The organism is Merdibacter massiliensis (assembly GCF_900155395.1).
GTDB classification, from domain to species: domain Bacteria; phylum Bacillota_I; class Bacilli_A; order Erysipelotrichales; family Erysipelotrichaceae; genus Merdibacter; species Merdibacter massiliensis.
This window is the reverse complement of record NZ_LT699708.1, coordinates 35,721-61,684: the sequence shown is the minus strand read 5'-3', so window position 1 is coordinate 61,684 and position 25,964 is coordinate 35,721. Positions and strand designations below refer to the sequence as shown.

Genomic DNA, 25,964 nt, shown 5'->3' with positions numbered 1-25,964 from the left:
GAACACAGAAGTTAAGCACTCCAGCGGCGACAATAGTTGGGCCTGCCCCTGCGAAGATAGCACGTTGCCGGTCTCTTCCTTTGCGATCACTTTGTGGTCGCTTTTTTTTCGCTTTTCGTGTATAATAACAATGCTTAAGGAGAGAACTTACATGAAGGTATTATTAGGTTTATCAGGCGGAGTAGATTCAGCTGTGGCCGCTTATCGATTAAAAGAACAAGGTTATGATGTCGCATGCGCATTTATGCGCAATTGGGACTCCTTTGCAAATAATGATATCTTGGGGAATCCAACGATCCAAGATGACGTATGTCCGCAAGAACAAGATTATGCAGATGCGATGAAAGTAGCGCAGAAGCTAAAGCTTCCTTTATACCGTGTTGATTTTGTAAAAGAATACTGGGACGATGTTTTTTCTGTATTTTTAAATGAATATAAACGAGGCAGGACCCCGAATCCGGATATTTTATGTAATAAACATATCAAATTTAAGGCATTTTTTGACTATGCTAAAAGCATGGGATTTGATACGGTCGCTACAGGTCATTATGCACAGGTCGACTCAACATATATATATCCGCGTCTATTGCGAGGAAAAGATGCAAATAAGGATCAAACTTATTTTTTGTGTCAAATGCCTAAAGAAGCTTTGGCTCATACATTATTTCCAATTGGCGATCTGGAAAAACCGGAAGTACGGGAAATTGCGCAGAAATTACATTTAGATTCTGTTTCTACAAAAAAGGATTCTACCGGTATCTGCTTCATCGGCGAACGGAATTTTCGCCAGTTCTTACAGAATTATTTACCGAGCAAAGAAGGCAATATCGTGGATATTCATAACGGTCAGGTGATTGGGAAACACGTAGGGGTATTATATTACACGATTGGGCAAAGGAAAGGTCTTGGTATCGGAGGCAATCTCGGTCCATGGTTTGTGGTCGGAAAAGATGTAGAGAAAAATATTTTATATGTTTGCAATCAAAACGAAAATAATTGGTTATTGACAGATAGCTGTATTGTCAGCGGTGTAAACTGGTTCCCGGAAATGAAACCAAAAGGCGAATATGCTTGTACTGCAAAATTTCGCTATCGGCAAAAAGATCATGCGGTATCTATCCGCTTTTTAGATGAGCATACGCTATATGTACGCTATCCTCAAAAAGTATCCGCCGTTACCAGTGGCCAGGAAGCAGTTTTTTATCAAGGCGAAGAATGTCTAGGCGGAGGCGTTATCGAAAATACGTTTATCAATGGAGAAGATATCCATGAGAAGATATTAGCTACAGGTCGCTCTTACAGCACTTATAAATAATAGAAAGGGCAGGGTGCATGGAACAACAATCAATCGAAATCAAGGCAAAATGTAAATTTATCGTATTTGAGAATCCATCAAACGACTATAAAGTCATTCGTTTTGAGCGAATCGATGAGACACATGCGTCATTTATAGGAGTAGGTTATTTTAAGCAACTAGAACGTGAGGCATTGTACCGTTTGCAGGGAAAATATGTGGAACATCGCAAGTATGGGATACAGTTTCAAATTGAAAGTTGTGAGCGCATCCTTTCGGACGATACAGATTTATTAGTCCGATTTTTTAGTAGTGCTCATTTTCCAGGAATCGGCAAGACAACAGCAAAACGCATGGTAGATACTTTAGGAAAAGATATCATCCAAGTTTTACGGGAAAACAAGGATGCCTTGGATCAGGTTGCAGGCATGAATGATCAAAAGAAGCAAGTCATCATGCAAGGGTTACGAATAACTTCTGTGTTGGACGATGCGTACTTGAATTTGGCAACGATTGGTTTGAATAATAAGCAGATTGCTCGTCTGGAAGAAGTATATGGAAATGAGTTTGTTGAAGAGCTGAAAACGGATCCATACCGCCCATTTTTTGAAATAGATGGATTTTCTCTACGTGTTTGCGAACGTTTAGCAATGCAATACGGTATAGATGATGGAGATATTCGACATGTTCGTGCTCTTGTGATGCAGATTTTCAAGCAAGCTGCTTTTCATAGTGGTTCCACTTACTTGCCTAAGGAGCAATTTATAACGATGTTGCAGAAACAAATCACTTACGAAGGAGAAATTGAAGATATCCTGCAGACTTTATGCAAAGAAGGTTACCTCGTTGAACAGAATGAGAAATTATATGATCGAAAGGAATATGATGCAGAAGTTTCGATCTGTAAGAAATTGAGATTGCTTTCACATCCTTGTGATGCTCCAGATCATGCATATTTGCTGGAAAACATTCGTACCATCGAAAAGGAGCTTAATATCAGCTATGATGTACATCAGATTGAAGCCATCATCGGTTTTTTTTCTCATACATTTTTAATATTAAATGGAGGTCCCGGCACTGGAAAAACGACAACGATACGTGGGATCTTATCTTTGTATCAACGTTTATATCCGGATGACGAGATCGTATTGGCTGCTCCTACTGGCAGAGCGAGCAAGCGATTAAGCGAATTGAGCTCCTATCCAGCATCCACGATCCACTCTTTACTAAAATGGGATCTGGATAGTAACACGTTTCTCGTTGATGAGCATTCTCCTTTACATTGCGATGTGCTGATCGTTGATGAATTTTCGATGGTGGATAATCGATTATTTGCACAATTGTTAAAAGGATTGCCGCTTTCTTCAAAATTATTGATCATAGGCGACTGTGATCAGCTGCCTAGTGTTTCCTGCGGTAGCGTATTACGCGATCTTATCGAATCTGAACTGTTCCCTTTGTTTTCTTTAAATCGTATTTACCGCCAGGCAGAGGGCAGCGGCATTGCAAATTTAGCTTATCTGATTCGTACACAAGCTCCTTTGACATTTGAGAAAGACGTTTCTTTTATAACATGCAGCTCTGTGCAATTGCGAGCAGCTGTATGTGAAGTGGTCAAGAATGCATTAGAAAAAGGGTTTGACGCAAAAGATATCCAAGTTCTGGCACCTAAATATCAAGGAAGCTGCGGTATTGATTTACTAAATCAGGATCTTCAAACCCTTTTAAATCCAGCGGATCCTTATAAAAAAGAAGTATCGATCGCTGGTCGGATCTTTCGCGAGGGAGATAAAGTTTTGCAGTTGCGAAATATGCGAGAGGATGCTGTTTATAATGGCGATATTGGCGAGATCATCGAAATTGAGAACGGGATCCAGGGCCCGGTCATCGTTGTAGCCTTTGATGATCAGATAGTTGAATATGAAAATGAAACTTTGTATTATCTGACCCATGCTTATTGTATTTCGATTCATAAATCGCAAGGGAACGAATATCCAATCGTTATTTTGCCCATTGTGAAAGAATATCATTTTATGCTGAATCAAAGATTGTTGTATACGGCAATCACGAGAGCGAAATGCGGACTGGTTCTTTTAGGAGATCAACAGTTGTTTCAACAAGCTTTAAAACAAAAAGAACGAGTGAAACGATATACTTCTTTAGCTGAGCAGCTTCAGATATATTTTAAGGAAGATGACACCATTCCTATTCCTAAGCCTCCCATCCTACAGGGTTGAATAATTTTAAATATTATTGACATACTAACTGTGAGGAGTTGATTGAATGAACAAATGTGTTGTGGCATTAGGTATCGGTATGATCATGGGCGCTTATCTTGGTTATATGAACGAAGAAGAAATAGAAGAAATGGCCCATATCATGCAGAAAAACCAAAAGAAAATGTCACGCAAAGCACACCGCGCATATCGTAAGGTGTGCGACTGCATGGAGCACTGATTCAGTGCTCTTTTTTATGTAAAAAGCAAAGAGTATCTCTTTACTTATTTATAATGGTTGTGATAAAATGATGTACGTGCAATAACTTGATGTTGAAAAAGAAAAGTATCTTGTATCAGGCAGTTAAGAGAAAAAGCGGTTGGTGAAAGCTTTCTGGTGATATGGGAGAACAGCTACTTTGGAGTCAGACGCTTGTCGGCGGGATAAGGACATAAGAGGGCATCGAAAGATGAACTAGGATGGTACCGCGTATGATTACGTTCCTGGATAGGGGACGTTTTTTTATTGCAAGGAGGAATTATTAATGAAGCAATTGACAGGAAATCAAGTTCGTCAAATGTTCCTGGATTATTTTGAACAGCATGGACATATGATCGAACCGGGGGCATCACTTGTACCACATAATGATCCGACGTTATTATGGATCAATGCAGGAGTTGCTGCATTGAAAAAATATTTTGATGGTACGGAAAAGCCAAAATGCAATCGAATTGCAAATGCACAGAAATCGATTCGTACAAATGATATTGAAAATGTAGGAAAGACAGCCAGACATCATACTTTTTTTGAAATGCTGGGAAATTTTTCTATCGGTGACTATTTCAAGAAAGAGGCCATTCACTTTGCATGGGAATTTTTGACAGATCCAAAATGGATCGGATTTCCAAAAGAAAAGCTTTATATCTCTGTTTATACAGATGATGATGAAGCCTATCGCGTATGGACACAAGAATGCGGTGTAGATCCTTCTCATATTCTTCGAACGGATGATAATTTCTGGGAGATTGGAGAAGGGCCGGGTGGACCGGATTCAGAAATCTTTTATGACCGCGGAGAAAAATATGATCCGCAAGGTCTGGGAGAACGTTTGTTTTTTGAAGAACTGGAAAATGATCGATATATCGAAGTGTGGAATGTCGTATTCTCACAATATGATTGTGATCCAAGTATTCCAAGAAAGGAATATAAAGAACTTCCGCAAAAAAATATTGATACAGGTATGGGATTAGAGCGCCTTGTTTCCTTGATCCAAGGAGGCGAAACAAACTTTGATACAGATTTATTTTTACCAATCATTCATGCAACGGAAAAATTAGCGAAATACCCATATGAGGGAGAGTATAAAATGGCATATCGTGTCATTGCTGATCATATCCGTACAGTTACTTTTGCATTAAGTGATGGAGCTAATTTTTCCAATAATGGACGCGGTTATGTGCTGCGTCGAGTGTTGCGCCGTGCAGTTCGTTATGGAATCAAATTAGGCATTGATAAACCGTTTATGTATCAATTAGTAAAAGTCGTAGCAGATGAAATGAAAGATTTTTATCCATATTTGCAGGATAAAGTAGCATATAATGAAAATCTTATTCGAATCGAAGAAGAAACGTTCCATAAAACGTTAGCAAATGGAGAACGTTTATTAAATGAAGAAATGGAGAAAGCAATAAACGGTGTTTTAAGTGGAAAGGTCGTTTTCCGTCTCTATGATACTTATGGATTTCCTTATGAGCTGACCGCTGAGATTGCAAGTGAAAAAGGTTTACAAGTAAATCATGATGAATTTGAAGAAGAAATGCGCCTGCAAAAAGAACGTGCACGTGCTGCACGCGGAGATGTCAATTCCATGAGCTCACAAGCAGCTGATTTGATGAATTTTGAAGAAGACAGCACATTTGTCGGCTATGATCATCTGACATGTACGGGAAAGGTCATTGCATTGTTTAAAGACGGTGTGACAGTAGATGAAATCACGGAAGAGGGCAGCGTGATCTTTGATACGACTTGTTTCTATGCCGAAAGTGGAGGGCAAGTCGGTGACCAAGGCATCATTGAAAATGCGGGTTCATATGCAATTGTAAACGAGGTGCACAAAGCACCGCATGGACAGCCGTTGCATCATATCGTAATGAAAAAAGGTACATTGCATGTCGGAGATGAGCTGACATTAACAGTTGATCAACAAAAACGAGCACAGACAACAGCAAACCACTCTTGTACACATTTATTACAGAGTGCATTAAAAAAGGTCGTCGGTTCACATGTTGCACAGGCTGGTTCTTACAACTGTCCTGATTATCTGCGCTTTGATTTTACGCATTTTGAAAAGATCAGTGAAGAACAATTGATGGAAATTGAAGCATTGGTCAATCAGTACATTACAGGATGTTATCCAGTCATCAAAGAAGAATTGCCAATTGATGAAGCAAAGAAACGCAATGCGACTGCATTATTTGATGAAAAATACGGGGATATCGTTCGTGTCGTGACGATGGGTGACGTCTCTTGTGAATTCTGTGGAGGTTGTCATGTCGATAATACAAATCAGATTGGTATTTGCAAGATCATCTCTGAAGAAAGCATTGGTTCCGGTGTACGCCGAATTACGGCTAAAACGGGCTATGCTGCATATCAAGAGTTTGCTGCAAATCAAAAAACTCTATTAAATATCGCACACACCTTAAAGATGAATGGCATCACGAATGTGGAACAAAAAGTCAGCCAGCTGGCTAGCGAATTATCGAATGCTAATAAAGACTGTGCACATCTAAAAGAACAGATGCTTGCTTTAAAAGCAAACGATCTGATCAATCAGCTGCGCCCGTGCGGAAGCGGCAATGTGTTGATCAAACGCTTTGATGCTATAGATGCAAAAGCTTTAAAAGATATTGCATCAAATATCAAAGCACAAAAAGCAAACAGCGTGGTATTCTTAGCAAGTGTAAATAATGATAAGATCGTATTCGTTGCAGGAGCAGGGAAAGAGGCTGTTGCCAAAGGCATTCATTGTGGAAATTTGGTAAAACAGGCCGCTACGATTTGTGAAGGAAAAGGTGGCGGAAAGCCGGATCTTGCACAAGCAGGCGGAAAAAATGCACAAAAATTGGATGAAGCAATCTCAGCAGTCGAAAATATGCTGAATGAAACACTTTCAATTTAATAAAAAATGGGTTAAAATAGTGCTATAGATTGAACAGGAGGTAATAGTATGAAGGATATTACTGAAACAATGTCGTTTCGTTCGGAAGACCTAAGAAGGGATACGATCAAACATGTACTGCGTTTGGTACAGGAAGCATTAGAAGAAAGAGGTTATAATTCAGTAAACCAATTGGCGGGTTACTTGATTTCAAATGATCCTGCTTATATTTCTTCACATAAAAATGCTCGTACTATTATTCAAAGTGTTGAGCGCTATGAGATAATTGAAGAACTCGTGAGAGCATATTTGGAGGAAAATGAATAGAATATTAGGTTTTGATCTTGGAAGCAAGACATTAGGCATCAGCATCAGTGATCCCTTAGGGATGATTGCTCGTGCATTGACCACTGTTCGTTTCCAAAGTGATGATTATGATGACGCTTTTCAACAAGCCATGGCAGTTATTAAGGAAGAAAAAGCAGATACAATTGTCTTGGGATTGCCGAAACATATGAATGGCGACGTGGGGGAGCGCGGCGAAATATCCATCGCATTTTCAAAACGTTTTGAAGATGTTGGTATCAAAGTTGTGTTATGGGATGAACGTTTGACTACAGTGGCGGCAAATCGCATTTTGCTTGAAGGAGATGTTTCCCGCAAAAAAAGAAAAAAAGTCATTGATCAAATGGCAGCAGTTCAGATACTTCAAAGTTATTTGGATTATTCAAATAGGGGCTGATATAGCCCCTTTCTATGAATTAGGAGGATATATATGCTGGATTCAAACAGTTTGTATGTTGTAGATGAAAATGGTAATGAAAAAAGAATGACGATCTTATTCACTTTTGAAAATGACGAGTATCAGCGGAAATATGTCGTATTTGAAGATCCTTCGCTTGAAAGCGAAGAGGTCTTTGCTTCTGCATATGACGAAGAAGGAAATTTATTGCCTGTTGAAAGCGATGAAGAATGGGCAATGATCGAAGAAGTAATTGGAGCGTTTACAGAAGATGAAGAAGCTGAGTAAACAAAAAAAAATCCTTCTTTCTATTGTTGCTGCTGTGGTTGTTTTGATAGGAATAGGTTATGGATTCTATTTAAATGAACTTTCTGCAGTAAATAACAAAAAACAAGATGTTGTATTTGTTGTAGAAGAAGGAGAGACCATCGGAACTGTTTTAGATCACCTGCAGGAACAAGGATTAATCAAGAGCAGTACTTTTGCAAATATTCATGCAAAGCTGACAAATCTTACGCAAAATAAAGCTGGAATTTTCATTTTGAATGATAAAATGTCTGCTGATGAGATCTTGCGTATACTGAACGATCCTTCACAAGCCCGCACAGACCAAGTGTTGATCACTTTTACAGAAGGCCGTTGGGCAAAAGACTATGCAAAACAGATCAGTGAACAGCTTTCTATTGATGAAAATGAGATATTGTCTTTATGGAATGATACGAAATACATAGAGGAGCTAGCCGCAGATTATCCATTTTTGGATACAGATGTACTTGACAATGCTGATTATCGTGTAAAACTGGAAGGTTATTTATTTCCAGAAACTTATGCATTTGATAAAGATGCAACTGCAGATGAGGTAACAAGAACTTTTTTAGATCACTTCAGCGAAATTTATGATAAATACGAGGAAGATATCAAGAAAAGCGATTATTCATTACAGGAAATTCTTACATTGGCCAGTATCGTTCAGTATGAGTCTGCAACAAGTGAAGATATGAAGATGATAGCAGGCGTATTCTATAACCGATTGAAAGAAGGTATGCCTTTGCAATCAACGGTGACAGTTTGCTATGCATTATATGATGATCTTGACCGCAATGATGAAGATAGTTGGAAAACTTGTGAGGCAAGCACAGACATTGATTCACCATATAACACATACTTGCATAAAGGTTTGCCTATCGGACCAATCGTAAATCCGGGGGAAGCAGCGATCGATGCTGTACTGCATCCGGAAACAAATGACTATTATTATTTTATTGCTGATATTCATGGTGTTCGAGGTGAAGCTGGAAAAGTTTATTACAGCAAGACGTATGCAGAACACAAGCAACTACAAGAAGAACTGAATCTGGTATTCTAATACAACAAATTCCTATTTGAATTTGCTAAAAAACATGATATAATACCGAACGAATAGGAGTGATACAATGGCTCAGGAAAATGAACAAAAGTTTTATGTAACTAAAGAAGGTTTAGATGAGTTATTAAAAGAGCAAGATAATTTAATTCATGTTGTACGTCAACAAGTAATCATTGAGTTGCAAGAAGCACGTGCACAAGGTGACCTTAGTGAAAACGCCGATTACGACGCTGCACGTGATCATCAGGCGCAAGTTGAAGCACGTATTCGTGAATTGGAAAATATGATTTCCAATGCAGTGATCATTGAAGGCGACAAAGAAGCTGTTTCTTCAAGATCTGTCACATTGGGTTCAACCGTAACCCTTTTAGATCTTAGCGATAATACGGAAGATACTTATACGATCGTTGGTTCGATCGAAGCAGATCCAATGAATGGTCGTTTATCCAATATTACACCGCTGGCCGTTGCTTTGATGGATCATAAAGTGAACGATATCGTGCATATTACGAATGTAGAAGAGCCTTATGATGTAAAAATCTTGGCACTGAAGTAAATAAAGCAGTCCAATGGGCTGCTTTTTTAAGGAGAACATATGAAAAAAGATAAGATTTGTATGATTTTTGATATGGATGGTACCTTATGGGATGCTACACAAGGTGTAACAGATGCATATAATGCCTATTTGTATCAGAAAAAAGGCTGGCACAATTTTTTGACACATGAAGACATTGTGCGTATTACCGGATTAGAGATTGAAGAAATTGCAAATGCTTTATTTCCTCAATTAGAACCTCAAGAACGCCTGCAATTAACAAAAGAATGCATGGTGTATGAAAATCAATATCTGTCGATACATGGAGGAACTTTATATCCGCATGTAGAAGAGACCTTAGCACTTTTATCCCAGGAGCATCCATTGATGATTGTTACAAATGCAGATGATGGATATGTACAAGCTATGTTTGCTGCTCACGCAATTGGACAATATTTTCTAGACTTTGAAATGTATGGACGTACACAATTGGTGAAGGGTGAAAACATTCGTCTGATCATGAAACGCAATCAAATTCAAAAAGCTGTTTATATAGGGGATACAAAGAAAGATCAGGAAGCATGTGTATTGGCAAATGTGCCTTTTATATATGCATCTTATGGTTTTGGTGAAGTGGATCATTATGATGCCAAGATAGATCGTTTCGATGAACTGCTGTCATGCATACAATCATTTTAGCCGTTTAACGGCTTTTTTTTAGTTTATCGTTTCGTATTAACGCATATATTCGATGAAAGGATGCGGTGATATGAAAAAAGTATTGTCTGGAATACTGCTTGCATCACTTGTTTTCTTTTGCTTCCTACCATCTTTGACATCAACATGGTCTCCAGAAGATTTTAAAAGATTGGTAAAAACGATAGAAATAAAAGGGGAGGTACGTTATCCGGGTGTTTATGAGATGGATTGGGATGCAAATATTGACGCTATCATAAAAAAAGCAGGAGGAACCAACGAACTTGCGGATCTTTCTGCAATCAATCTTTCCAAGATCGTAGAAAATAATTCGATTATCGTGATTCCTAAACAAAGTGCGAAAAAGAAGATATCCATTAATTTTGCCAGCTTAGATGAATTAGACACACTAAACGGTATTGGACCAGCCATTGCCCAACGTATTATCGATTACCGTAAAAAGCAACCGTTTGTATCATTGGAACAATTAAAGGAGGTAAAAGGTATTGGCGATAAGATCTTTGACAAAATCAAAGATGATATCATACTTTGATACAATTGATTTGCTGGGATGCGGTATTGCTGCAATCCTGCTGTTTTATTTTTCAAATCCTTGGCAAAAAATGATAGTTGCTATTGTTTTCCTATGGTTTCGAAGGAGACAGTTAGGGACTATCATTCTTTTATCATTGTTATTTATCTTATCTTGTTTTTATACACAGCAATCGATTGCCGTTCCATCTACAACGATGCTTGAGATTGATTCGATTGCTCCTGCTTACGTGATAGCAAAAGCGGATGATCAAAAAGTGATAGTCTATGGATTGGATGATGTCAGTTATGATGATGTTGTTTTTGTTGAGGGAGATTGGGAACAAATACATTCGACTCATAATTTTTTTCAATTTAGTTTTGATGAATATCTGGCGCGCAGAGATATATATTTCAGCATAAATGCTGAAAATAGTTATATTCTAAAACAAGGTTCATCTTGGAGAAGTCATCTTTATCGTTACCTGCAGTCTTTGCCACAACAGGAAGGTGCTATTGCAAGGTCCATGTTATTTGGCATTCCAACGGAGGATAACAATTACTTTATACAGGCTTGCGGTCTTCATCTTGCCACGCTTGCATATACATTGCACCGATGGATGAAAAAACGTTTTTCAATATCTTTTGCGGATAAAGGCATCTGTTTGTTTCTATTTGCTATGGGCTGTGTTTGGGGTTTTTTCGATTCTTTGTTTCGTGTTTTTTGTTTTCGTTTGCCTTGTCTTATTTTTAAAAAAGAGGGGAATCGAATAGGAGCAAGCATTCTATTGATTCTTTTGCTTCGTCATTATCTTCTGAACGAAATAACTTTTTTACTACCCTTTTGTTTTCGCCTGATGTATTATTTTGCAAATAAAAAGGGACGTAATAAATTACTTGGATTTTCTATATTGATTTTCTTTCAACTATGCTATTTTCATGAAATATATTGGCTACAAACTATTTTCTTTTCCTGTTTTCGTAAGCTGTATTGCGTTCTTTATGTCTTTGTGGTGATTGCCGTATGCTTCCCACCGCTTTTTTCTCTTTTATTTGTCCTTTTTTCGGGAATCGACATATTGTTTTCATGGACGAAAACATGGGTATATCATTATGTTCCAAGCATATTGTGGATCATCTGCTGGTTGATTTTTTTGTGGTTCTGGCTACACCGCTATACGTGGGAACTGTTGTTATGCATCTTTTTTTTACTAGGTTATAGTACTATTGAGCCTTATTTAGATCCTTTCTTTGAAGTGCATATATTCGATGTAGGACAAGGAGATTGCACATTGATCACATTGCCTCATCATCAAGGCACGATCATGATCGACATAGCTGGCAGTATGTATAAAAATATACCACAGGACATTATTCAGCCGATTTTACAGGACTTGCAGATTCGTTCGATCGATCTTTTGATTATTACGCACGAGGATTTTGATCACAGTGGCGGATTAGAAGAACTAAAAAAAATCGTTAAGGTCGATAAAATACAAACCATAAAAGAAGATATTGCACAACCCATGAAAATATATACACTTTTGAAAGATCATGAAGGAAAAGATGAAAATGCAGATAGCATCATTACTTGGTTTGGGCAAGATGATTTGTATTATCTGTTCATGGGAGATGCAGGCATTGTTGAAGAAATGAAATTGCTTGAGCTATATGATCAACTGCCGGTTCATTTCTTAAAACTTGGTCATCATGGAAGCGATACAAGTTCCTCATTAGAATTTCTGCATGATATGAAGCCACAATATGCTTTGATCTCTGTTGAAAAAAACAATCGCTATGGACATCCTTCTCCAGATGTATTAAAGCGCTTGAAAGATGAAGAAATTCCGTATTTCAGTACTGCGGAGAATGGAGGGATATGCATACGTTCAACTAAGCTGTTAAAATATATCACCACAGCAACAGGGGATTTTGTTATAATAAAAGACAGGTGATCAAGATGAATTACATTTTATATGGCGAAGAAGCAGCGACTATGAAAAAGAAGATTCATTCTATTGTAAAGGATCTTCATTTAAATATGGAACAAGTATCAATCTATGATGCGCAGCAAGTACCTTTAAAAGTAATTCTCGAAGATGTGAGCAGCATTCCTTTTTTTGAAGAGAATAAAGTGGTTCTTGTACAGAATGCTACATTTCTTTCTTCTAAAGATACGACTGGATATGATCTGGCACCGCTCCTATCATATCTTAAAGATCCGATGAATTTTTCCACGTTGATTTTAACCTGTGCTTGTACAAAATTAGACCAGAGAAAAAAAATCGTAAAAGAAATCATTCAATGTAGTAAAGTATTCGAATGTTCACGTATGAATGAAAGAGACAAAGAAGATGTGATCCGCACATTGGTAAAACGAAGAAAGCTGTCAATCAAAACAGATGCTTTACAACTTTTTATTGATCGGATGCCGTTAGACTTGGCTATTATTGAAAATGAATTTGATAAACTTTCCCTTTTTGAGAAGGAGATCGATGTAAATACCATTCATGAGCTCACCATTCGTGCATTAGAAGAGAATGTATTTGATATAGCTGAAGCAATGCTGAAAAAAGATATGAAAAAAACATTTCGTCTTTGGAAAGATCTGGAGGCCCAGCAAATTGAACCGATCTATCTGATTGCCACTTTAGCCTCTCAATTTCGTTTTTTATACCAAGTAAAGTTATTGATGAACCAAGGATTTACGAAAAAGGGAATCGTTTCAGAAACACAAGCACATCCCTATCGTGTGCAAAAAGCAATGGAGCAATGCCAATGGATAGGAATTGATTCACTATTGACTGAATTGCAAGAATTAGCTGATTTAGATCAAAAAATAAAAGGCGGGCAGATCGATAAAAAATTGGGATTCGAATTATACTTGTTAAAAAATGGAATAAAAAAACAGAGATGACAAAGATCTCTGTTTTTTTATAGGAAAGCTGACAGCTTTTTACACTTAAGCGATGCTGTTTACAGCCTTGCTCAAACGTGATTTTTGACGATTTGCATAGTTCTTGTGATGCAGACCTTTTGCTACCGCCTTGTCCAGCTTAGAGCATGCTTCTTTGTATGCAACAACAGCAGCGTCCTTATCTTTTGCTTCAACAGCGTTCAACACTTTTTTGATTGCTGTTTTCAGAGCTGATTTCTGAGAAACAACTGCCAAGTGTCTTTTGTTGTTAGTCTTTACACGTTTCTTCTGTGATTTAATTTGTGGCATGATGACACCTCCTGTTTTCATTTCAATGCTTGTAAATTATAGCAAACCTGCTTAGAAAAAGCAATAATAAGCGAAAAAAAAGCCATACTATCCCTTGGGTGATGTTCTTGAAACGAAAAAATAAATATTTGTACACAGATTTTGCAGACGAGCTCATAGAAGAAAATAAAGCACATGGATATGTTCATCAAAAGAAAAAGGGCAAGTATGTTACGGTCAGCCATATTCATGTTTTAGATAAAGAGAATCCATTGCAAAAAGAACCAGGAAATTATGTAAGCATCTCTTTCACTTCATTAAAGGAGAATGATCAAAGAAAAGAGTTAATAGAGACCATCCGCTATTACCTATCTTTTTTAATGAAAGAAAAAAGTGATATTCAGCGAATTTTAGTAGTTGGGCTGGGAAACCGTAGCTTTGTCAGTGACGCTCTTGGACCCAAAGTAGCTGGTGAAGTACTTGTAACGGCACACCTATTTCAACAAGAGGATCGCTCATGGTTAAACGGTATGCGAAATGTTGCCGTATTGGCTCCGGGAGTTATGGGACAAACTGGATTAGAAAGCAGTGTGATCATAGAAAATGTTGCAAAAGCCTATCAGCCTGATTTGATCGTAGCCGTGGATGCGTTAGCAACGCGTTATTTAAAACGTATCAATCGTGTGATTCAAATGTCTGACACCGGTATACAACCCGGCAGCGGGATTGGCAATCATCGACGCAGAATCGATCAATCTACGGTACATGTTCCTGTCATTGCCATAGGAGTAGCTACTGTAACGAGCATTCAAGCTATCATCGAAGAGCTATTAGAAAAAAATCATATGGAAGCTTGTGAATATGAAAAGCTGGAACAAAATATGATCGTTACGCCAAAATCGATGGACGAGGAATTAACTTATCTTTCTATGATCATTGCTTCTGGAATGAATCGTGCATTTCATTCCGGATTGGAATCAGGATAGGCATTTTTTATCCAATTCAGACATAGGCTCACTATGGGGAGGAAAGAATATGCGTTTTCACCTAAAGATCATCTGCAAAGTCATTGTTTTGATCTTATTTTTTCTGTATACTCCTTTTTTTGACGGCCTGCGTGAACTGATCAAAAACAGCCATTTTTTAGATCTTTTGGTCGTAAAGCAAGCAACGACAACAGAAGAGTTTTCCTTAAAAAAACAATTGAATGTTTTTTCTATTCCAAGTCAAGCAACAGATGATAAAGTGATTGAAGAGACAATTTCAACAGCAAATACACCAATCAGCGTTCCTCAGATAGATTCACAGACAAACAAGAAAAAAATATACATTTATGATACGCATCAAAGCGAAGAATATATGGATGGCAAAACGGTATTAGATGGTGCCAAATTATTAGGGGAGTTATTAAAAGAACATGGTTATGAAGTAATTGTTGAAACAAATTCATTTTCCGATTATATGAAAGATCACGGTTTAGATTATAATGATAGTTATTTAGTATCTTCTAACTTTTTAAATGATATCTTGGTAAATTATGGTCCTTTTGACTTGATTATCGATTTTCATCGGGATGCAGTACCTAGAGAAAGCAGTTATGTCAATCTCAATGGAACAAATTATGCACGCATGATGTTTGTTGTTGGCAATCTGAGCGGAAGAAGCGATGAAACACAAGCATTGGCAAAATCATTATACGACAACATTGAACAAATCCAGCCTGGTATAATGAAGAAGACAATGATAAGGGAAGCCTATTACAATCAGGAGATGAGTGAAAATATGATCTTGATTGAAGTTGGTTCTGATCATAATACTTTTGAAGAAGTAGAAAGCTCTGTTGAGGTCCTGGCTTCCGGAATCAATCAATATTTGTCATAGAGGTGAAAGTGTGAATAAAAATGCGCAAAAAGGGCCGACTTAAAAACAGGAGGTAAAAGATATCGAAAAAATTTATAAGTTGACTGGAATAGAAGAAATATCAATGCCAGATTGTTTTAAAAAGTTCAATGCTTTTTCAACTGTAAGTGAAGGATTGGCGTTTGGTTTTGGATCCATAAAGGATTCATGGTCACATGGATTAAATTCTTCTCCTGTAAGGATCATGTGGTAGATGCTGACCAGCATCATGCGTGCGATCGCAATGATTGCTTTCTTATGACCTCGTCGTTTCTTGATATTGGAATACTTTCTTCCAAAATAAGATGTCTTATCTTTGATGGCCGATAAAGCACATTGGACAAGCAGAGGTTTGAGATACTGTCCAGCTTTTGAGATACGGACTGACTTTTTCTTGCCGGCACTCTCGTTGTTGGCAGGAGAAAGTCCGGCCCAACTGACAAGCTGTTTGTCGGATTCGAACTGAGACATATCAATTCCTATTTCAGAGATGATAAGAATAGCAGATAAAGCACTGATTCCTTTTATTTGTGTGATGTGCTGAAAAGATCTGCGAAAAGGATACGCACGCTTAATCAATTCCACTTCGCATGAATCAATGAGCTGATCTAAATATTCCATATGATCCAAAGATTTTTCCATCTTGAATCGTTGATCCGATTCAATGTGATAGCCATGAAGAGAGTCCAGTATCTTATCTTTGTTCTTACAGTTTTTGTGAACGAGCTTTAGGATCTTGTCATCATCGATCACATTGGATTTCATGACTTCTTTCATAATGTTGGAAGCCGTCTTGCCAAAAGGATCTGAAACAACAGAAGCCAGACCGACATTAGAAATGGTCATACAGTTTTGATAACGATTCCGTTCTGAAGAACGCATGCAGACCAGTTTGTATCTGTAACGTGCGATCTCACGCATCTCCCGAATTTCTTTGGGAGGGATAAACGAAAACTTGATCAGATCATGTTTGAAGAGATCACAGATCCATTTGGAATCTTTCTTATCTGTCTTCTTGCCTTTGATGGCTTTGACATACTTGGGGTGAGTTAAATGGACATTGGTCTCATCTTCAAGAATGTTAAAGATCGGGATCCAGTATTTACCGGTAGACTCCATACAGACATCAGAACAGTGATGAGATCGCAGCCAATCCTTTAAACGGTATAGGTCGGAGTTTAAAGTGGAGAAGGATCGTTGGAAGTATTCTGTAATGTTGGTCTTTCTATCGGTGATCCCAATAGTAGCGACAACCAGGTTTTTGTGAACATCCATGCCACAACAGTTGAAACGAACGATTTTCATTACCATAAAAAAACTCCTTTCATGCAAAAGGAGAGGTGGCATTGACTGTCATCAAAGCGAATCGACAACAGTTGATTGAACAATCATAAGTGTCCAGGCTCAAAGTCCTACTTATTTGTGCTTGAGATGATGACGGCAACTTATATATATACAGGATATTCAATTGAGTAGAATTCCTACTCACCTCCACGTGCTCTGTAGTGTACCACCTCTCTTATATGGTAACACGAAAAAATGAGACGTGTGAGATTTATTGATGAAATATTTGTGTCCGCGCGACCTTAGGCGCGGGGAAATGGAGGAATATATGAAACGTTTTCTTGTTGATGCGACATTAATCGCCATTTTAGTCATCGTTGGTTCTTCATGGAAAAATGATACTGCAAGCAGCGTAGATGAACAAATCCAACAGTTTGAGCAAGCAGATGTGATTCCATGGGACACAACAAAACAAGCCAAAAGTTTTTATGAAATTGAAGAAAACAAATCCTCTTCTTTTGCGCTTTCTATGAGCAATCTAATCGTTGAAGGTGTGCGTGTTGGAACAATTGCAGTCACGGATTTCTTTACAGCACTTCTTGTATAAGTGTATAATAGATAGCAATGGAAGTGAGAATATGAAAAAAGAGAAAATAATTTTTATGGGAACACCACCCATTGCACAAACGATATTAAGACGTTTGGTGGAAGAAGAATATGATATCGTGTTAGCGGTGACACAGCCAGATCGTAAAAGCGGGAGAAAACAGAAAATCACGATGTCAGCAGTGAAAGAATATGCTCTTTTACAAGATATTCCGTTGTTTCAGCCGCAAAACATTAAGTCAGAATATAAGGAAATCATGGGAATAGATGCAGATCTGATCGTTACCTGTGCATATGGACAATTTGTTCCGGAAGAATTGTTAGAAATGCCAAAATATGGAGCAATCAACTTGCATGCTTCGCTATTGCCAAAATTGCGTGGAGGAGCACCAGTACATAAAGCAATCATCGAAGGTGATAAAGAAAGCGGCATGTCGATCATGCGCATGGTCAAGAAGATGGATGCTGGTGCAGTAATGGCGCAATGCAGAGTGAAAATTGCAGAAGATGATACCGCAGGATCTTTATTTGAAAAGCTGGCTGCAGCTGGGGCCGCATTATTGATCGAACAGCTGCCTTCTATCTTTGATGGCAGCGCAGTATTCCATGAACAAGACGAAGCTCAGGCTACATTTGCATATACCATTACGCCTCAGGAAGAAAAGATCGATCTTCAGCGACCCTTACAAGAAGTTTATAATCAGGCGAGGGGGTTGATTCCTTTTCCGGCAGGCTATGTATTGCATCAAGGAAAAAAAGTAAAGCTGCATAAAGTTCGTAAAAAAGCTGGTTCCCATCACTGTCCAATCGGTGAATTTGTCGGGTTGATGGATGGCGGCATGGCGATTGCTGTGCAAGATGGGTATCTCCTCGTCGATGAAATTCAATTAGAAGGGAAAAAACGGACAGATGCCAAATCGTTTTATAACGGAGTTGGTAAACAGTGGGTCCGTTCATGTTTTGAGTAAAAAGACAGAATCTCTGTCTTTTTCTTTGCAATAACGCAAAGATTTGCTATAATTGTTCTGATTTTAGGAGGTAGCGTATGGATCAAAGTCATATTCGTAATTTTTCTATCATTGCCCATATCGATCATGGGAAATCAACTCTTGCAGACCGGATTTTAGAGCTGACAAAAACAGTAGAAAAAAGAGAGATGAAGGCACAGATCTTAGATTCGATGGACCTAGAACAGGAGCGAGGCATTACAATCAAATTAAATGCCGTACAGCTTCGATATCAAGCCAAAAACGGTGAAGAATATCTTTTTCATTTGATCGATACGCCAGGTCACGTCGATTTCAGTTATGAGGTATCTCGCTCTTTAGCCGCCTGCGAAGGTGCAGTATTGGTCGTAGATGCTGCACAAGGTGTAGAAGCACAAACTTTAGCAAATGTGTATTTGGCATTAGACAATGATCTTGAAATTGTACCGGTCATCAACAAGATCGATCTGCCGAGTGCTCAACCAGATGTGGTCAAAAAAGAAATTGAAGATATCATCGGTTTAGACTGCAGCGATGCACCGATGATTTCTGCCAAAACAGGTCTTCATGTAGAAGAGGTATTAGAAGCGATCGTGCATAAGATTCCAGCACCAAAAGGAGATATCGATGCACCATTGCAAGCATTGGTATTTGATTCTTTGTATGATTCTTATCGCGGTGTAATTGCCTTTGTCAGCATCAAGCAAGGCAGTATTTCCGTTGGTGATCGAATTCGATTTATGGCCAGCAAGGCAGAATATGAAGTACTAGAAGTTGGTATTCGAAATCCAAAAGAAGTAAAGCATCAGACATTGCATTGTGGAGAGGTCGGCTGGATCACAGCTGCTATCAAAGATATCGGAGATGTACATGTTGGAGATACGATCACTTTAGTTGACAATCCGGCAAAAGAAGCTCTTCCAGGTTATCGAAAAATGAATCCTATGGTCTATTGCGGACTATATCCGATCGATAATGCAAAATACAATGACCTGCGCGATGCACTGGAAAAGTTAAAATTGAATGATGCATCATTACAATTTGAACCGGAAACTTCTCAGGCATTGGGATTTGGATTTCGTTGCGGTTTTTTAGGTTTATTGCATATGGATGTCGTTCAGGAACGTATCGAACGTGAATATAACATTAATCTGATTGCGACTTCACCTTCCGTTATCTATCACGTATATCTTACAGACGGAACGATGATTCAGGTTGACAATCCGGCATTTTTACCTGAACCGCAGAAAACGGATCACATCGAGGAACCCTATGTTACCGCACAGATCATTGTTCCAAATGATTATGTAGGTGCCGTCATGGAACTTTGCCAGAAAAAGCGCGGCATCTATCAAGATATGCAAGTGATTGATGATCATCGAATGAATATTGTTTACGAAATGCCGTTAGCGGAAATTATTTTTGATTTTTTCGATCGGTTAAAATCTTGTACAAAAGGATATGCTTCTTTAGATTATGAACTTTCTGAATATAAAGAAAGCAATCTGGTGAAGATGGATATTTTATTAAATGGAGAAATTGTAGATGCATTAAGTATCATTGTTCATCGTGACTTTGCTTATCACAGAGGAAATCAGATGACACAAAAGCTGAAAGAATTGATACCTAAGCATCAGTTTGAGATTCCTGTACAAGCTGCAATCGGTGGCAAGATCATCGCCCGGACCAACATCAAATCTTTGCGAAAAAATGTATTGGCAAAGTGTTATGGCGGAGACATATCACGAAAGAAAAAGTTATTGGAGAAACAAAAAGAAGGAAAGAAGCGTATGAAATCAGTTGGAAGCGTAGAAATTCCTCAAGAAGCTTTCATGGCTGTTCTTTCCATGGATGATGAGTAGTACCTTAGATCAGACTGTTGCTTTTGCGACAGTCTTTTTTGTATGAAATCAGCTTAAAACAAATGATCGGTTGTCAATTTATTTCTTCTTTTGACGAAAAAATGAGCATAATAAATCATTTGTGTTATTCTTTATCATGGGTGAACAAATGAAACTCATAACACAGTTGATGCACGACGACTATCCATCATACATATCTCTTTGCAAACAGCAAGGCAATTTAGCTGGAGAAGCACTATGGGAAGAGTTAGAAAAGGAAAGGATGTTTTATCGTTTAAAAGGCGGCTTGCTTTCTTTGAACGATTACCTTTGCATGACTCCATTTGTATTAAAACGAGAAAATCAGCTTTTTTCATTATGTAATCAATGCGTTCAGCTTTTTCATGGAGATGCCCTTCTTTCATTTGCAGATACGATAAAAAAAGAGTTGATGTTTCAAAAAATGCAGTTACGAAAAGATTCATTGCTCTATCTGTTATTAGAAGATATGTATTGTGATCAGTTGCTTGTTTTATTTTGTTTTACATTGCTGCCAGTGCCGCTGTGTGAAGAAATGTGCAGGCTATGGAAGCAATTGTTAATGCCAAATATACCAATAGATGTAAAAGCTTTTTTTGTTGATCCAATGCTCTATAAAAATATGTTTGTTGAGAAAGATAAAACATATCTTTTTTTAAAATTTCTTTCTTTGCTAGAGTTGAATTTTGAAGAATGTCTGTTATTATTAAAAAGTGATTGTGGTGATTTTCTGAAGATGTCAAAAGAACAATTATTTCATCGGTATCCTTTTTTTTCGAAACAGCAAATTGCTTTTTTTGTAACACATCGTAACCCGTATGATTACTATTCTATTCAAGAATACATGCGCTATTCCCATGTATGTTATGAAACGGCTAGAATAGCAATGGAACGTTTTGTACATTATAAGTGGTATCACCGTAGAAAGATTGGAAAACGGTTTTATTATACGACACTCGCTGGGCATTCGGGCTTTAAATAGAGAGGGGATAGGAAAGCTCATGCTCAATGTATTTGTTTGTAGTGAGAATTATGAATTGCTTGCCCAACTTATTGCAATCCAATGTAAAAAGCAAGATTTTCATATTCAGGGTTTCAGCTCGCGTCCGCTTTACGATCCCCTGATCTTGGCAAAAAATAACATAGATGTTATGTATGTGCAATTTTCACAAATTGAGCAGCATTGGCAGCAATGGATCAATGTAATGTCTCAGCAGATGGAGAAGCAGAATATTCGTTTGATTGTTTCATTTTCATCATTAAACGAGGAACAGATCTTATTTCTTTTACGGTATTCGATCGAGTCTTATCTGATGGAACCTTTCGATGGAGAACAGCTTTATGCTATGATCCATCAGCAACAGCAAGTCGATGATGAATACTCGCATTTACAGGAGGATCTAGATCGCAAGATCACAACGATCTTATTAAGATTGATGATTCCAACGCATATGAACGGGTTTCACTATCTAAAAATGGCTTGTATGATTGCAGTATCCATACCGACCAATCGACAAGTGTTTATGAAAAATTTATATTCTATTATTGCAAAACAGTATCATTCTACTTCTAGCCGTGTAGAAAAATGTATCCGTAGTGCAATTCATTCAGCAAAAATGCCTAAAAAATATTCTGATTTATTTCATGGAGATCCGACGAATCGTAAAATCATCATGTATGTATATACTTGTTTAAAAGGTATTATCTAAAAGAAAGAAGGGGTACAGTGACAAAAAGCGCTTATATCCATGTTCCGTTCTGTAAATCAATTTGTTCTTATTGTGATTTTACCCGTTGGTCATATCAAGATGAATTGGCGCGACAATGGTTGTTACGAATATGCCAAGATATACACACAGAAATAAAGGATTCTCTGGATACGATTTATATTGGGGGCGGTACTCCGAATGCATTATCGATTGAACAATTAGAAGTTCTGCTAGCAGCTTTAGATCCAGCAGCAAAAAATGTAAAAGAATATACGATGGAAGCTAACCCGGAGCTTTTAAACGCCGAATGTATTGCTCAATGTGTGAGGCATGGGGTAAATCGCATTTCACTCGGTGTACAAAGTTTTCAAAAAGATCTTTTGCAATTAATGAATCGAAAACATGATGCGAGGGATATTTTTGAAAAAGTGAATCTGTTGCATGAATCCGGGATTCATAACATTTCAGTTGATCTGATGTATGGTTTGCCTGGACAAACTGTAGAAAAATGGAAAGAGGATCTGCAACAGGCTGTGCAGCTGCCTATCAATCATATATCTCTTTATTCTTTAACGATCGAAGAAAACTCTGTTTTTGGCAAGCAAGGCATCCAAAAAGCAGATGATGAATTAGAATATCAAATGTATGCAGAGGCAATTGCTTTTCTAGAAAAACATGGTTTTCATCAATATGAGATTGCCAATTTTGCTAAAAATAATACTTGTTCCATGCATAATCTTACTTACTGGCACTACGAAGATTTTTACGGGATTGGTTGTGGAGCAAGCGGAAAAACAGAGAAAGGCCGTTATGATAATACCCGTGATCTGAAACACTATCTTCAATATGGTGCAGATCCAAGCTGGACTTTATTAGATGCAAAGGAACAGATGTTTGAAACGATCATGATGGGACTTCGTTTAAAAGAAGGTATTGATTTATGTTCGTTCGAAAAGCGTTACCGCGTTTCATTGCTGGAACAATTTCATGATGCGATAATGAAACATATAGAAAAAAATTTAGTCGTTCAAGAGGGGCATTTAAAAACGACAGAAGAGGGGAAATTTATTTTACATGATATCTTAATTGATTTTCTTTAGAAAACAGTTGAATTTTGTTTTACTTATGGTATAATCATATTGCTTTTTCACTGGGGATCTGCTATCCTCAAACGATTGCTCGGTGAAAAAGGTCATAGAATGAGCAGGAGGAAAATATATGTTATTGAAAAGCGAAAAACAGGCTATTATGAAAGAGTATGCTCGTTTTGAAGGCGACACTGGTTCTCCAGAGGTACAGGTTGCGGTCTTAACAGCACGTATCAATCGATTGACAGAGCATTTTAAAGAGCACAAACATGATTATCATTCACAACGTGGATTGATGAAAATGGTTGGTCGTCGTAGAAACTTGTTAGCATATTTGAAAAAGAAAGACTTAGATCGTTATAAAACATTGATTGAGCGTTTAGGTCTGCGTAAATAGTCACAGAAAGTCCCGTCAGGGACTTTTTCTTTTTGATCAGCAAAATTGTATGCATTATTCTTTTGTTTTCCGTTTTAAAGTATGGTATTATAAGATAGATTGAGAAAAATAAGAGGTGAAAGAATGGCTAAACAGGTATTTCGTTTAGATTTCTGTGGTCGGGTGATCACAGTAGAGACAGGCGAGATTGCAAAGCAAGCAGGAGGTTCTGCTCTTGTACGCTATGAAGATACTGTAGTATTATCAACCGCTACAGCAAGCAATCAGCCAAAAGAAGGAATTGACTTTTTTCCTTTAACAGTAAGTTTTGAAGAAAAATTGTATTCGGTAGGAAAGATTCCAGGAGGTTTTTTACGCCGAGAGGGCAGACCAAGTGAACATGCGACTTTGACTGCTCGTATGATTGACCGCCCAATCCGTCCTTTGTTTGCGGAAGGATTCCGTAATGAAGTGCAAGTGGTAAATACGGTACTTTCTGTTGATCAAGATTGTACACCGGAAATGACTGCCATGTTAGGCGCTTCCTTGGCATTGTGTATTTCTGATATTCCATTCAACGGACCAATTGCCGGTGTGCAGGTGGGCCGTATCGATGGAAAATACATCATCAATCCAACAGTAGAACAAGCCGAAAAAAGTGATATTTCATTGACTGTTGCTGGTACGAAGCAGGCAATTAACATGGTAGAAGCAGGCGCTAAAGAAGTAAGCGAAGAAGACATGCTGGGCGCTTTGATGTTTGGTCATGAATATATTAAAAAATTATGCGCATTCCAAGAAGAAATCGTTGCAGCTGTAGGAAAAGAAAAACGTGAAATTCAATTGTATACAGTTGATGAAAAAATTGATGCAGAGGTGCGTGCTAAATTTGAACAGCCGATTCGCGAAGCAGTTTCTATCGAAAAGAAACTAGAGCGTTACGCCAAGATTGATGAATTAAGTGAAGAAGCAGTTGCTCTTTTTGAAGAAAAAGAATATCCGAGTGAAAAGGAAAAGAATACGGCAATCAAGCAGGTAAAAGAAATTTGCCGTTCAATTGAAGCAGATGAAGTACGCCGCTTGATCATCGAAGACAAGGTTCGTCCAGACGGCCGAAAGATCAATGAAATCCGCCCATTGGATTCACAGGTAGATTTATTGCCTCGTGTACATGGCAGCGCAATGTTTACACGTGGGGAAACACAGGTCTTGTCAGTAACTACTTTAGGTGCTATCAATGACAATCAGATCATTGACGATCTTACAGAAGTTGACTGCAAACGTTTTATGCATCATTACAATTTCCCGCCGTATTCTGTTGGAGAGACTGGACGCATGGGCAGTCCTGGTCGTCGTGAAATTGGACATGGTGCACTGGGGGAACGTGCTTTATTGCAAGTCTTGCCGCCGTTAGAAGAATTTCCTTATACGATTCGTACTGTAGCAGAGGTATTAGAATCCAATGGTTCTTCTTCACAAGCTTCCATTTGTGCAGGAACGATGTCTTTGATGGCTGCAGGTGTCCCAATCAAAGCTCCAGTTGCTGGTATTGCAATGGGGTTGATCATGGACGAAAAATCTGGAAAATATACAGTTTTGACAGATATTCAAGGAATGGAAGACCATTTTGGCGATATGGACTTTAAAGTAGCAGGAACAGAAGCAGGTATCACAGCACTGCAAATGGATATCAAAGTAACGGGCATTACAAAAGAAATCTTTGAAGAGGCACTTGCCCAAGCCAAAGTAGCCCGCAAAGAAATCTTAGCAAATATGATGACCGCAATCAGCGAGCCACGTCCGGATGTCAGCCCTTATGCTCCTAAGACGCATGTGATGCATATCAAGACAGACAAGATCAAAGATGTGATCGGTCCAGGTGGAAAGATGATCAATCAGATCATTGAAGCGTGCGATAATGTGAAGATCGATATTGATGATGATGGTCAAGTTGTCATCTATCATACAGATCGCGAAGCTATTAACAAGGCTGCTGAAATGATCGAAAATATCGTTCGCGAAGCAAAAGTAGGAGATGTCTATGATGCGACAGTAGCACGAATTGAGAAGTTTGGTGCGTTTGTTACCTTGTTCCCTGGTACAGACGGATTATTGCATATTTCAAAAATCTCACATAATCGTGTAGAAAAAGTAGAAGATGTTTTAAAAGTAGGCGATAAGATCGAAGTAAAGGTCATGGAAATTGACAATAAAGGCCGTATCAATGTTAGTGCAAAGGCTTTGCTTCCTAAGCCGAAAAAAGATAAAACAGAGCATGTTGAGTCAAAAGAAGAAAATAAAGATTTAACGAAAACAGATGAGTAATAAAGAAACGCTTGCAAAAAAGAAATTGCTTCTTGCGCAAGCGTTTTCGCTATTTATGAAAGAAA

25 protein-coding genes are annotated in these 25,964 nt (G+C 38.1%); 23 read left to right on the top strand and 2 right to left on the bottom strand.

Going from position 1 to position 25,964, the window contains the following annotated elements; genetic code table 11:
• Positions 1–130 precede the first annotated feature (130 nt).
• The 13 genes from mnmA (at position 131) to holA (ending at position 13,458) form a co-directional block, all read left to right on the top strand.
• The gene (gene mnmA, locus BQ9859_RS01160; RefSeq protein WP_075876359.1) at positions 131–1,315 is read left to right on the top strand and encodes a tRNA 2-thiouridine(34) synthase MnmA; all 1,185 of its coding nucleotides are present in this window, start codon (positions 131–133) and stop codon (positions 1,313–1,315) included.
• Between the two features lie 17 nt (positions 1,316–1,332).
• The gene (gene recD2, locus BQ9859_RS01155) at positions 1,333–3,531 is read left to right on the top strand and encodes an SF1B family DNA helicase RecD2 (RefSeq protein ID WP_075876358.1); all 2,199 of its coding nucleotides are present in this window, start codon (positions 1,333–1,335) and stop codon (positions 3,529–3,531) included.
• Positions 3,532–3,577: 46 nt separating this feature from the next.
• Positions 3,578–3,751 carry a hypothetical protein gene (locus tag BQ9859_RS12540; RefSeq protein ID WP_202613432.1) on the top strand — a complete coding sequence of 58 codons (174 nt, stop codon included), beginning with the start codon at positions 3,578–3,580 and terminating at the stop codon, positions 3,749–3,751.
• 304 nt (positions 3,752–4,055) lie between these two features.
• Positions 4,056–6,692 carry an alanine--tRNA ligase gene (gene alaS / locus BQ9859_RS01150; protein ID WP_075876357.1) on the top strand — a complete coding sequence of 879 codons (2,637 nt, stop codon included), beginning with the start codon at positions 4,056–4,058 and terminating at the stop codon, positions 6,690–6,692.
• 48 nt (positions 6,693–6,740) lie between these two features.
• Positions 6,741–6,998, top strand: coding sequence for an IreB family regulatory phosphoprotein (locus tag BQ9859_RS01145; RefSeq protein ID WP_075876356.1), 258 nt, complete (start codon positions 6,741–6,743; stop codon positions 6,996–6,998).
• Complete coding sequence (ruvX, locus tag BQ9859_RS01140; RefSeq protein WP_075876355.1) at positions 6,991–7,413, top strand: Holliday junction resolvase RuvX; 423 nt, start codon at positions 6,991–6,993, stop codon at positions 7,411–7,413. Before BQ9859_RS01145 ends, ruvX begins: the two co-directional genes overlap by 8 nt.
• A gap of 33 nt (positions 7,414–7,446) precedes the next feature.
• Positions 7,447–7,701, top strand: a complete 255-nt coding sequence (locus tag BQ9859_RS01135; RefSeq protein ID WP_075876354.1) for a DUF1292 domain-containing protein — start codon at positions 7,447–7,449, stop codon at positions 7,699–7,701.
• Positions 7,685–8,779: an endolytic transglycosylase MltG gene (gene mltG, locus BQ9859_RS01130; protein ID WP_075876353.1), complete on the top strand. Its 1,095-nt coding sequence runs from the start codon at positions 7,685–7,687 to the stop codon at positions 8,777–8,779. The genes BQ9859_RS01135 and mltG overlap by 17 nt, the downstream gene beginning before the upstream one ends.
• A 67-nt stretch (positions 8,780–8,846) precedes the next feature.
• On the top strand, positions 8,847–9,335 hold the full coding sequence (gene greA / locus BQ9859_RS01125) for a transcription elongation factor GreA (protein WP_075876352.1): 489 nt from the start codon (positions 8,847–8,849) through the stop codon (positions 9,333–9,335).
• A gap of 39 nt (positions 9,336–9,374) precedes the next feature.
• Positions 9,375–10,013 carry an HAD family hydrolase gene (locus BQ9859_RS01120; RefSeq protein WP_075876351.1) on the top strand — a complete coding sequence of 213 codons (639 nt, stop codon included), beginning with the start codon at positions 9,375–9,377 and terminating at the stop codon, positions 10,011–10,013.
• A gap of 70 nt (positions 10,014–10,083) precedes the next feature.
• Complete coding sequence (locus BQ9859_RS01115) at positions 10,084–10,563, top strand: ComEA family DNA-binding protein (protein ID WP_075876350.1); 480 nt, start codon at positions 10,084–10,086, stop codon at positions 10,561–10,563.
• On the top strand, positions 10,517–12,496 hold the full coding sequence (locus BQ9859_RS01110; protein ID WP_075876349.1) for a ComEC/Rec2 family competence protein: 1,980 nt from the start codon (positions 10,517–10,519) through the stop codon (positions 12,494–12,496). The genes BQ9859_RS01115 and BQ9859_RS01110 overlap by 47 nt, the downstream gene beginning before the upstream one ends.
• A gap of 5 nt (positions 12,497–12,501) precedes the next feature.
• Positions 12,502–13,458: a DNA polymerase III subunit delta gene (gene holA / locus BQ9859_RS01105; RefSeq protein ID WP_075876348.1), complete on the top strand. Its 957-nt coding sequence runs from the start codon at positions 12,502–12,504 to the stop codon at positions 13,456–13,458.
• Positions 13,459–13,503: 45 nt separating this feature from the next.
• Here the strand turns inward: holA and rpsT are convergent, their stop codons facing one another.
• Positions 13,504–13,767 (bottom strand): 30S ribosomal protein S20, encoded by a 264-nt coding sequence (gene rpsT / locus BQ9859_RS01100; protein ID WP_075876347.1) that lies wholly within the window; start codon positions 13,765–13,767, stop codon positions 13,504–13,506.
• A gap of 107 nt (positions 13,768–13,874) precedes the next feature.
• On the opposite strand from rpsT, the gene gpr reads away from it, so the two are divergent.
• Together gpr and spoIIP are read left to right on the top strand one after the other, a co-directional pair.
• Positions 13,875–14,732: a GPR endopeptidase gene (gene gpr, locus BQ9859_RS01095; RefSeq protein ID WP_235846361.1), complete on the top strand. Its 858-nt coding sequence runs from the start codon at positions 13,875–13,877 to the stop codon at positions 14,730–14,732.
• 49 nt (positions 14,733–14,781) lie between these two features.
• On the top strand, positions 14,782–15,627 hold the full coding sequence (spoIIP, locus tag BQ9859_RS01090) for a stage II sporulation protein P (RefSeq protein WP_075876345.1): 846 nt from the start codon (positions 14,782–14,784) through the stop codon (positions 15,625–15,627).
• A 72-nt stretch (positions 15,628–15,699) separates the two neighbouring features.
• Here the strand turns inward: spoIIP and BQ9859_RS01085 are convergent, their stop codons facing one another.
• A complete protein-coding gene (locus BQ9859_RS01085; RefSeq protein ID WP_075876229.1) occupies positions 15,700–16,956 on the bottom strand; it encodes an IS110 family RNA-guided transposase in 1,257 nt (418 codons plus the stop codon).
• Positions 16,957–17,206: 250 nt separating this feature from the next.
• Here BQ9859_RS01085 and BQ9859_RS01080 point away from each other — a divergent pair, with 250 nt between their 5' ends.
• The 8 genes from BQ9859_RS01080 to pnp all read left to right on the top strand — a co-directional run bounded on the left by BQ9859_RS01080 (position 17,207) and on the right by pnp (position 25,899).
• Positions 17,207–17,536 carry a hypothetical protein gene (locus BQ9859_RS01080; protein WP_143404350.1) on the top strand — a complete coding sequence of 110 codons (330 nt, stop codon included), beginning with the start codon at positions 17,207–17,209 and terminating at the stop codon, positions 17,534–17,536.
• Positions 17,537–17,567: 31 nt separating this feature from the next.
• The gene (gene fmt, locus BQ9859_RS01075; protein WP_075876343.1) at positions 17,568–18,503 is read left to right on the top strand and encodes a methionyl-tRNA formyltransferase; all 936 of its coding nucleotides are present in this window, start codon (positions 17,568–17,570) and stop codon (positions 18,501–18,503) included.
• Positions 18,504–18,580: 77 nt separating this feature from the next.
• Positions 18,581–20,383: a translation elongation factor 4 gene (gene lepA, locus BQ9859_RS01070; protein ID WP_075876342.1), complete on the top strand. Its 1,803-nt coding sequence runs from the start codon at positions 18,581–18,583 to the stop codon at positions 20,381–20,383.
• Between the two features lie 148 nt (positions 20,384–20,531).
• On the top strand, positions 20,532–21,383 hold the full coding sequence (locus BQ9859_RS01065) for a hypothetical protein (RefSeq protein ID WP_075876341.1): 852 nt from the start codon (positions 20,532–20,534) through the stop codon (positions 21,381–21,383).
• A gap of 19 nt (positions 21,384–21,402) precedes the next feature.
• On the top strand, positions 21,403–22,110 hold the full coding sequence (locus BQ9859_RS01060) for a sporulation initiation factor Spo0A C-terminal domain-containing protein (RefSeq protein WP_075876340.1): 708 nt from the start codon (positions 21,403–21,405) through the stop codon (positions 22,108–22,110).
• Between the two features lie 17 nt (positions 22,111–22,127).
• Positions 22,128–23,210 (top strand): radical SAM family heme chaperone HemW, encoded by a 1,083-nt coding sequence (gene hemW, locus BQ9859_RS01055; RefSeq protein WP_075876339.1) that lies wholly within the window; start codon positions 22,128–22,130, stop codon positions 23,208–23,210.
• Positions 23,211–23,328: 118 nt separating this feature from the next.
• On the top strand, positions 23,329–23,595 hold the full coding sequence (rpsO, locus tag BQ9859_RS01050) for a 30S ribosomal protein S15 (RefSeq protein WP_075876338.1): 267 nt from the start codon (positions 23,329–23,331) through the stop codon (positions 23,593–23,595).
• A 123-nt stretch (positions 23,596–23,718) separates the two neighbouring features.
• Positions 23,719–25,899, top strand: a complete 2,181-nt coding sequence (gene pnp, locus BQ9859_RS01045; protein ID WP_075876337.1) for a polyribonucleotide nucleotidyltransferase — start codon at positions 23,719–23,721, stop codon at positions 25,897–25,899.
• The last annotated feature ends 65 nt before the right edge of the window (positions 25,900–25,964 follow it).

Bases quoted from the DNA above. Each gene is read 5' to 3' on its own strand.
- BQ9859_RS01145 (WP_075876356.1), top strand. From the start codon at position 6,741: ATGAAGGATATTACTGAAACAATGTCGTTTCGTTCGGAAGACCTAAGA.
- recD2 (WP_075876358.1), top strand. From the start codon at position 1,333: ATGGAACAACAATCAATCGAAATCAAGGCAAAATGTAAATTTATCGTA.
- fmt (WP_075876343.1), top strand. From the start codon at position 17,568: ATGAAAAAAGAGAAAATAATTTTTATGGGAACACCACCCATTGCACAA.
- BQ9859_RS01085 (WP_075876229.1), bottom strand. From the start codon at position 16,956: ATGGTAATGAAAATCGTTCGTTTCAACTGTTGTGGCATGGATGTTCAC.
- lepA (WP_075876342.1), top strand. From the start codon at position 18,581: ATGGATCAAAGTCATATTCGTAATTTTTCTATCATTGCCCATATCGAT.
- mnmA (WP_075876359.1), top strand. From the start codon at position 131: ATGCTTAAGGAGAGAACTTACATGAAGGTATTATTAGGTTTATCAGGC.
- BQ9859_RS01135 (WP_075876354.1), top strand. From the start codon at position 7,447: ATGCTGGATTCAAACAGTTTGTATGTTGTAGATGAAAATGGTAATGAA.
- BQ9859_RS12540 (WP_202613432.1), top strand. From the start codon at position 3,578: ATGAACAAATGTGTTGTGGCATTAGGTATCGGTATGATCATGGGCGCT.
- pnp (WP_075876337.1), top strand. From the start codon at position 23,719: ATGGCTAAACAGGTATTTCGTTTAGATTTCTGTGGTCGGGTGATCACA.
- rpsO (WP_075876338.1), top strand. From the start codon at position 23,329: ATGTTATTGAAAAGCGAAAAACAGGCTATTATGAAAGAGTATGCTCGT.
- BQ9859_RS01120 (WP_075876351.1), top strand. From the start codon at position 9,375: ATGAAAAAAGATAAGATTTGTATGATTTTTGATATGGATGGTACCTTA.
- BQ9859_RS01115 (WP_075876350.1), top strand. From the start codon at position 10,084: ATGAAAAAAGTATTGTCTGGAATACTGCTTGCATCACTTGTTTTCTTT.
- rpsT (WP_075876347.1), bottom strand. From the start codon at position 13,767: ATGCCACAAATTAAATCACAGAAGAAACGTGTAAAGACTAACAACAAA.
- BQ9859_RS01060 (WP_075876340.1), top strand. From the start codon at position 21,403: ATGCTCAATGTATTTGTTTGTAGTGAGAATTATGAATTGCTTGCCCAA.
- greA (WP_075876352.1), top strand. From the start codon at position 8,847: ATGGCTCAGGAAAATGAACAAAAGTTTTATGTAACTAAAGAAGGTTTA.
- alaS (WP_075876357.1), top strand. From the start codon at position 4,056: ATGAAGCAATTGACAGGAAATCAAGTTCGTCAAATGTTCCTGGATTAT.
- holA (WP_075876348.1), top strand. From the start codon at position 12,502: ATGAATTACATTTTATATGGCGAAGAAGCAGCGACTATGAAAAAGAAG.
- spoIIP (WP_075876345.1), top strand. From the start codon at position 14,782: ATGCGTTTTCACCTAAAGATCATCTGCAAAGTCATTGTTTTGATCTTA.
- BQ9859_RS01065 (WP_075876341.1), top strand. From the start codon at position 20,532: ATGAAACTCATAACACAGTTGATGCACGACGACTATCCATCATACATA.
- BQ9859_RS01080 (WP_143404350.1), top strand. From the start codon at position 17,207: ATGAAATATTTGTGTCCGCGCGACCTTAGGCGCGGGGAAATGGAGGAA.
- mltG (WP_075876353.1), top strand. From the start codon at position 7,685: ATGAAGAAGCTGAGTAAACAAAAAAAAATCCTTCTTTCTATTGTTGCT.
- ruvX (WP_075876355.1), top strand. From the start codon at position 6,991: ATGAATAGAATATTAGGTTTTGATCTTGGAAGCAAGACATTAGGCATC.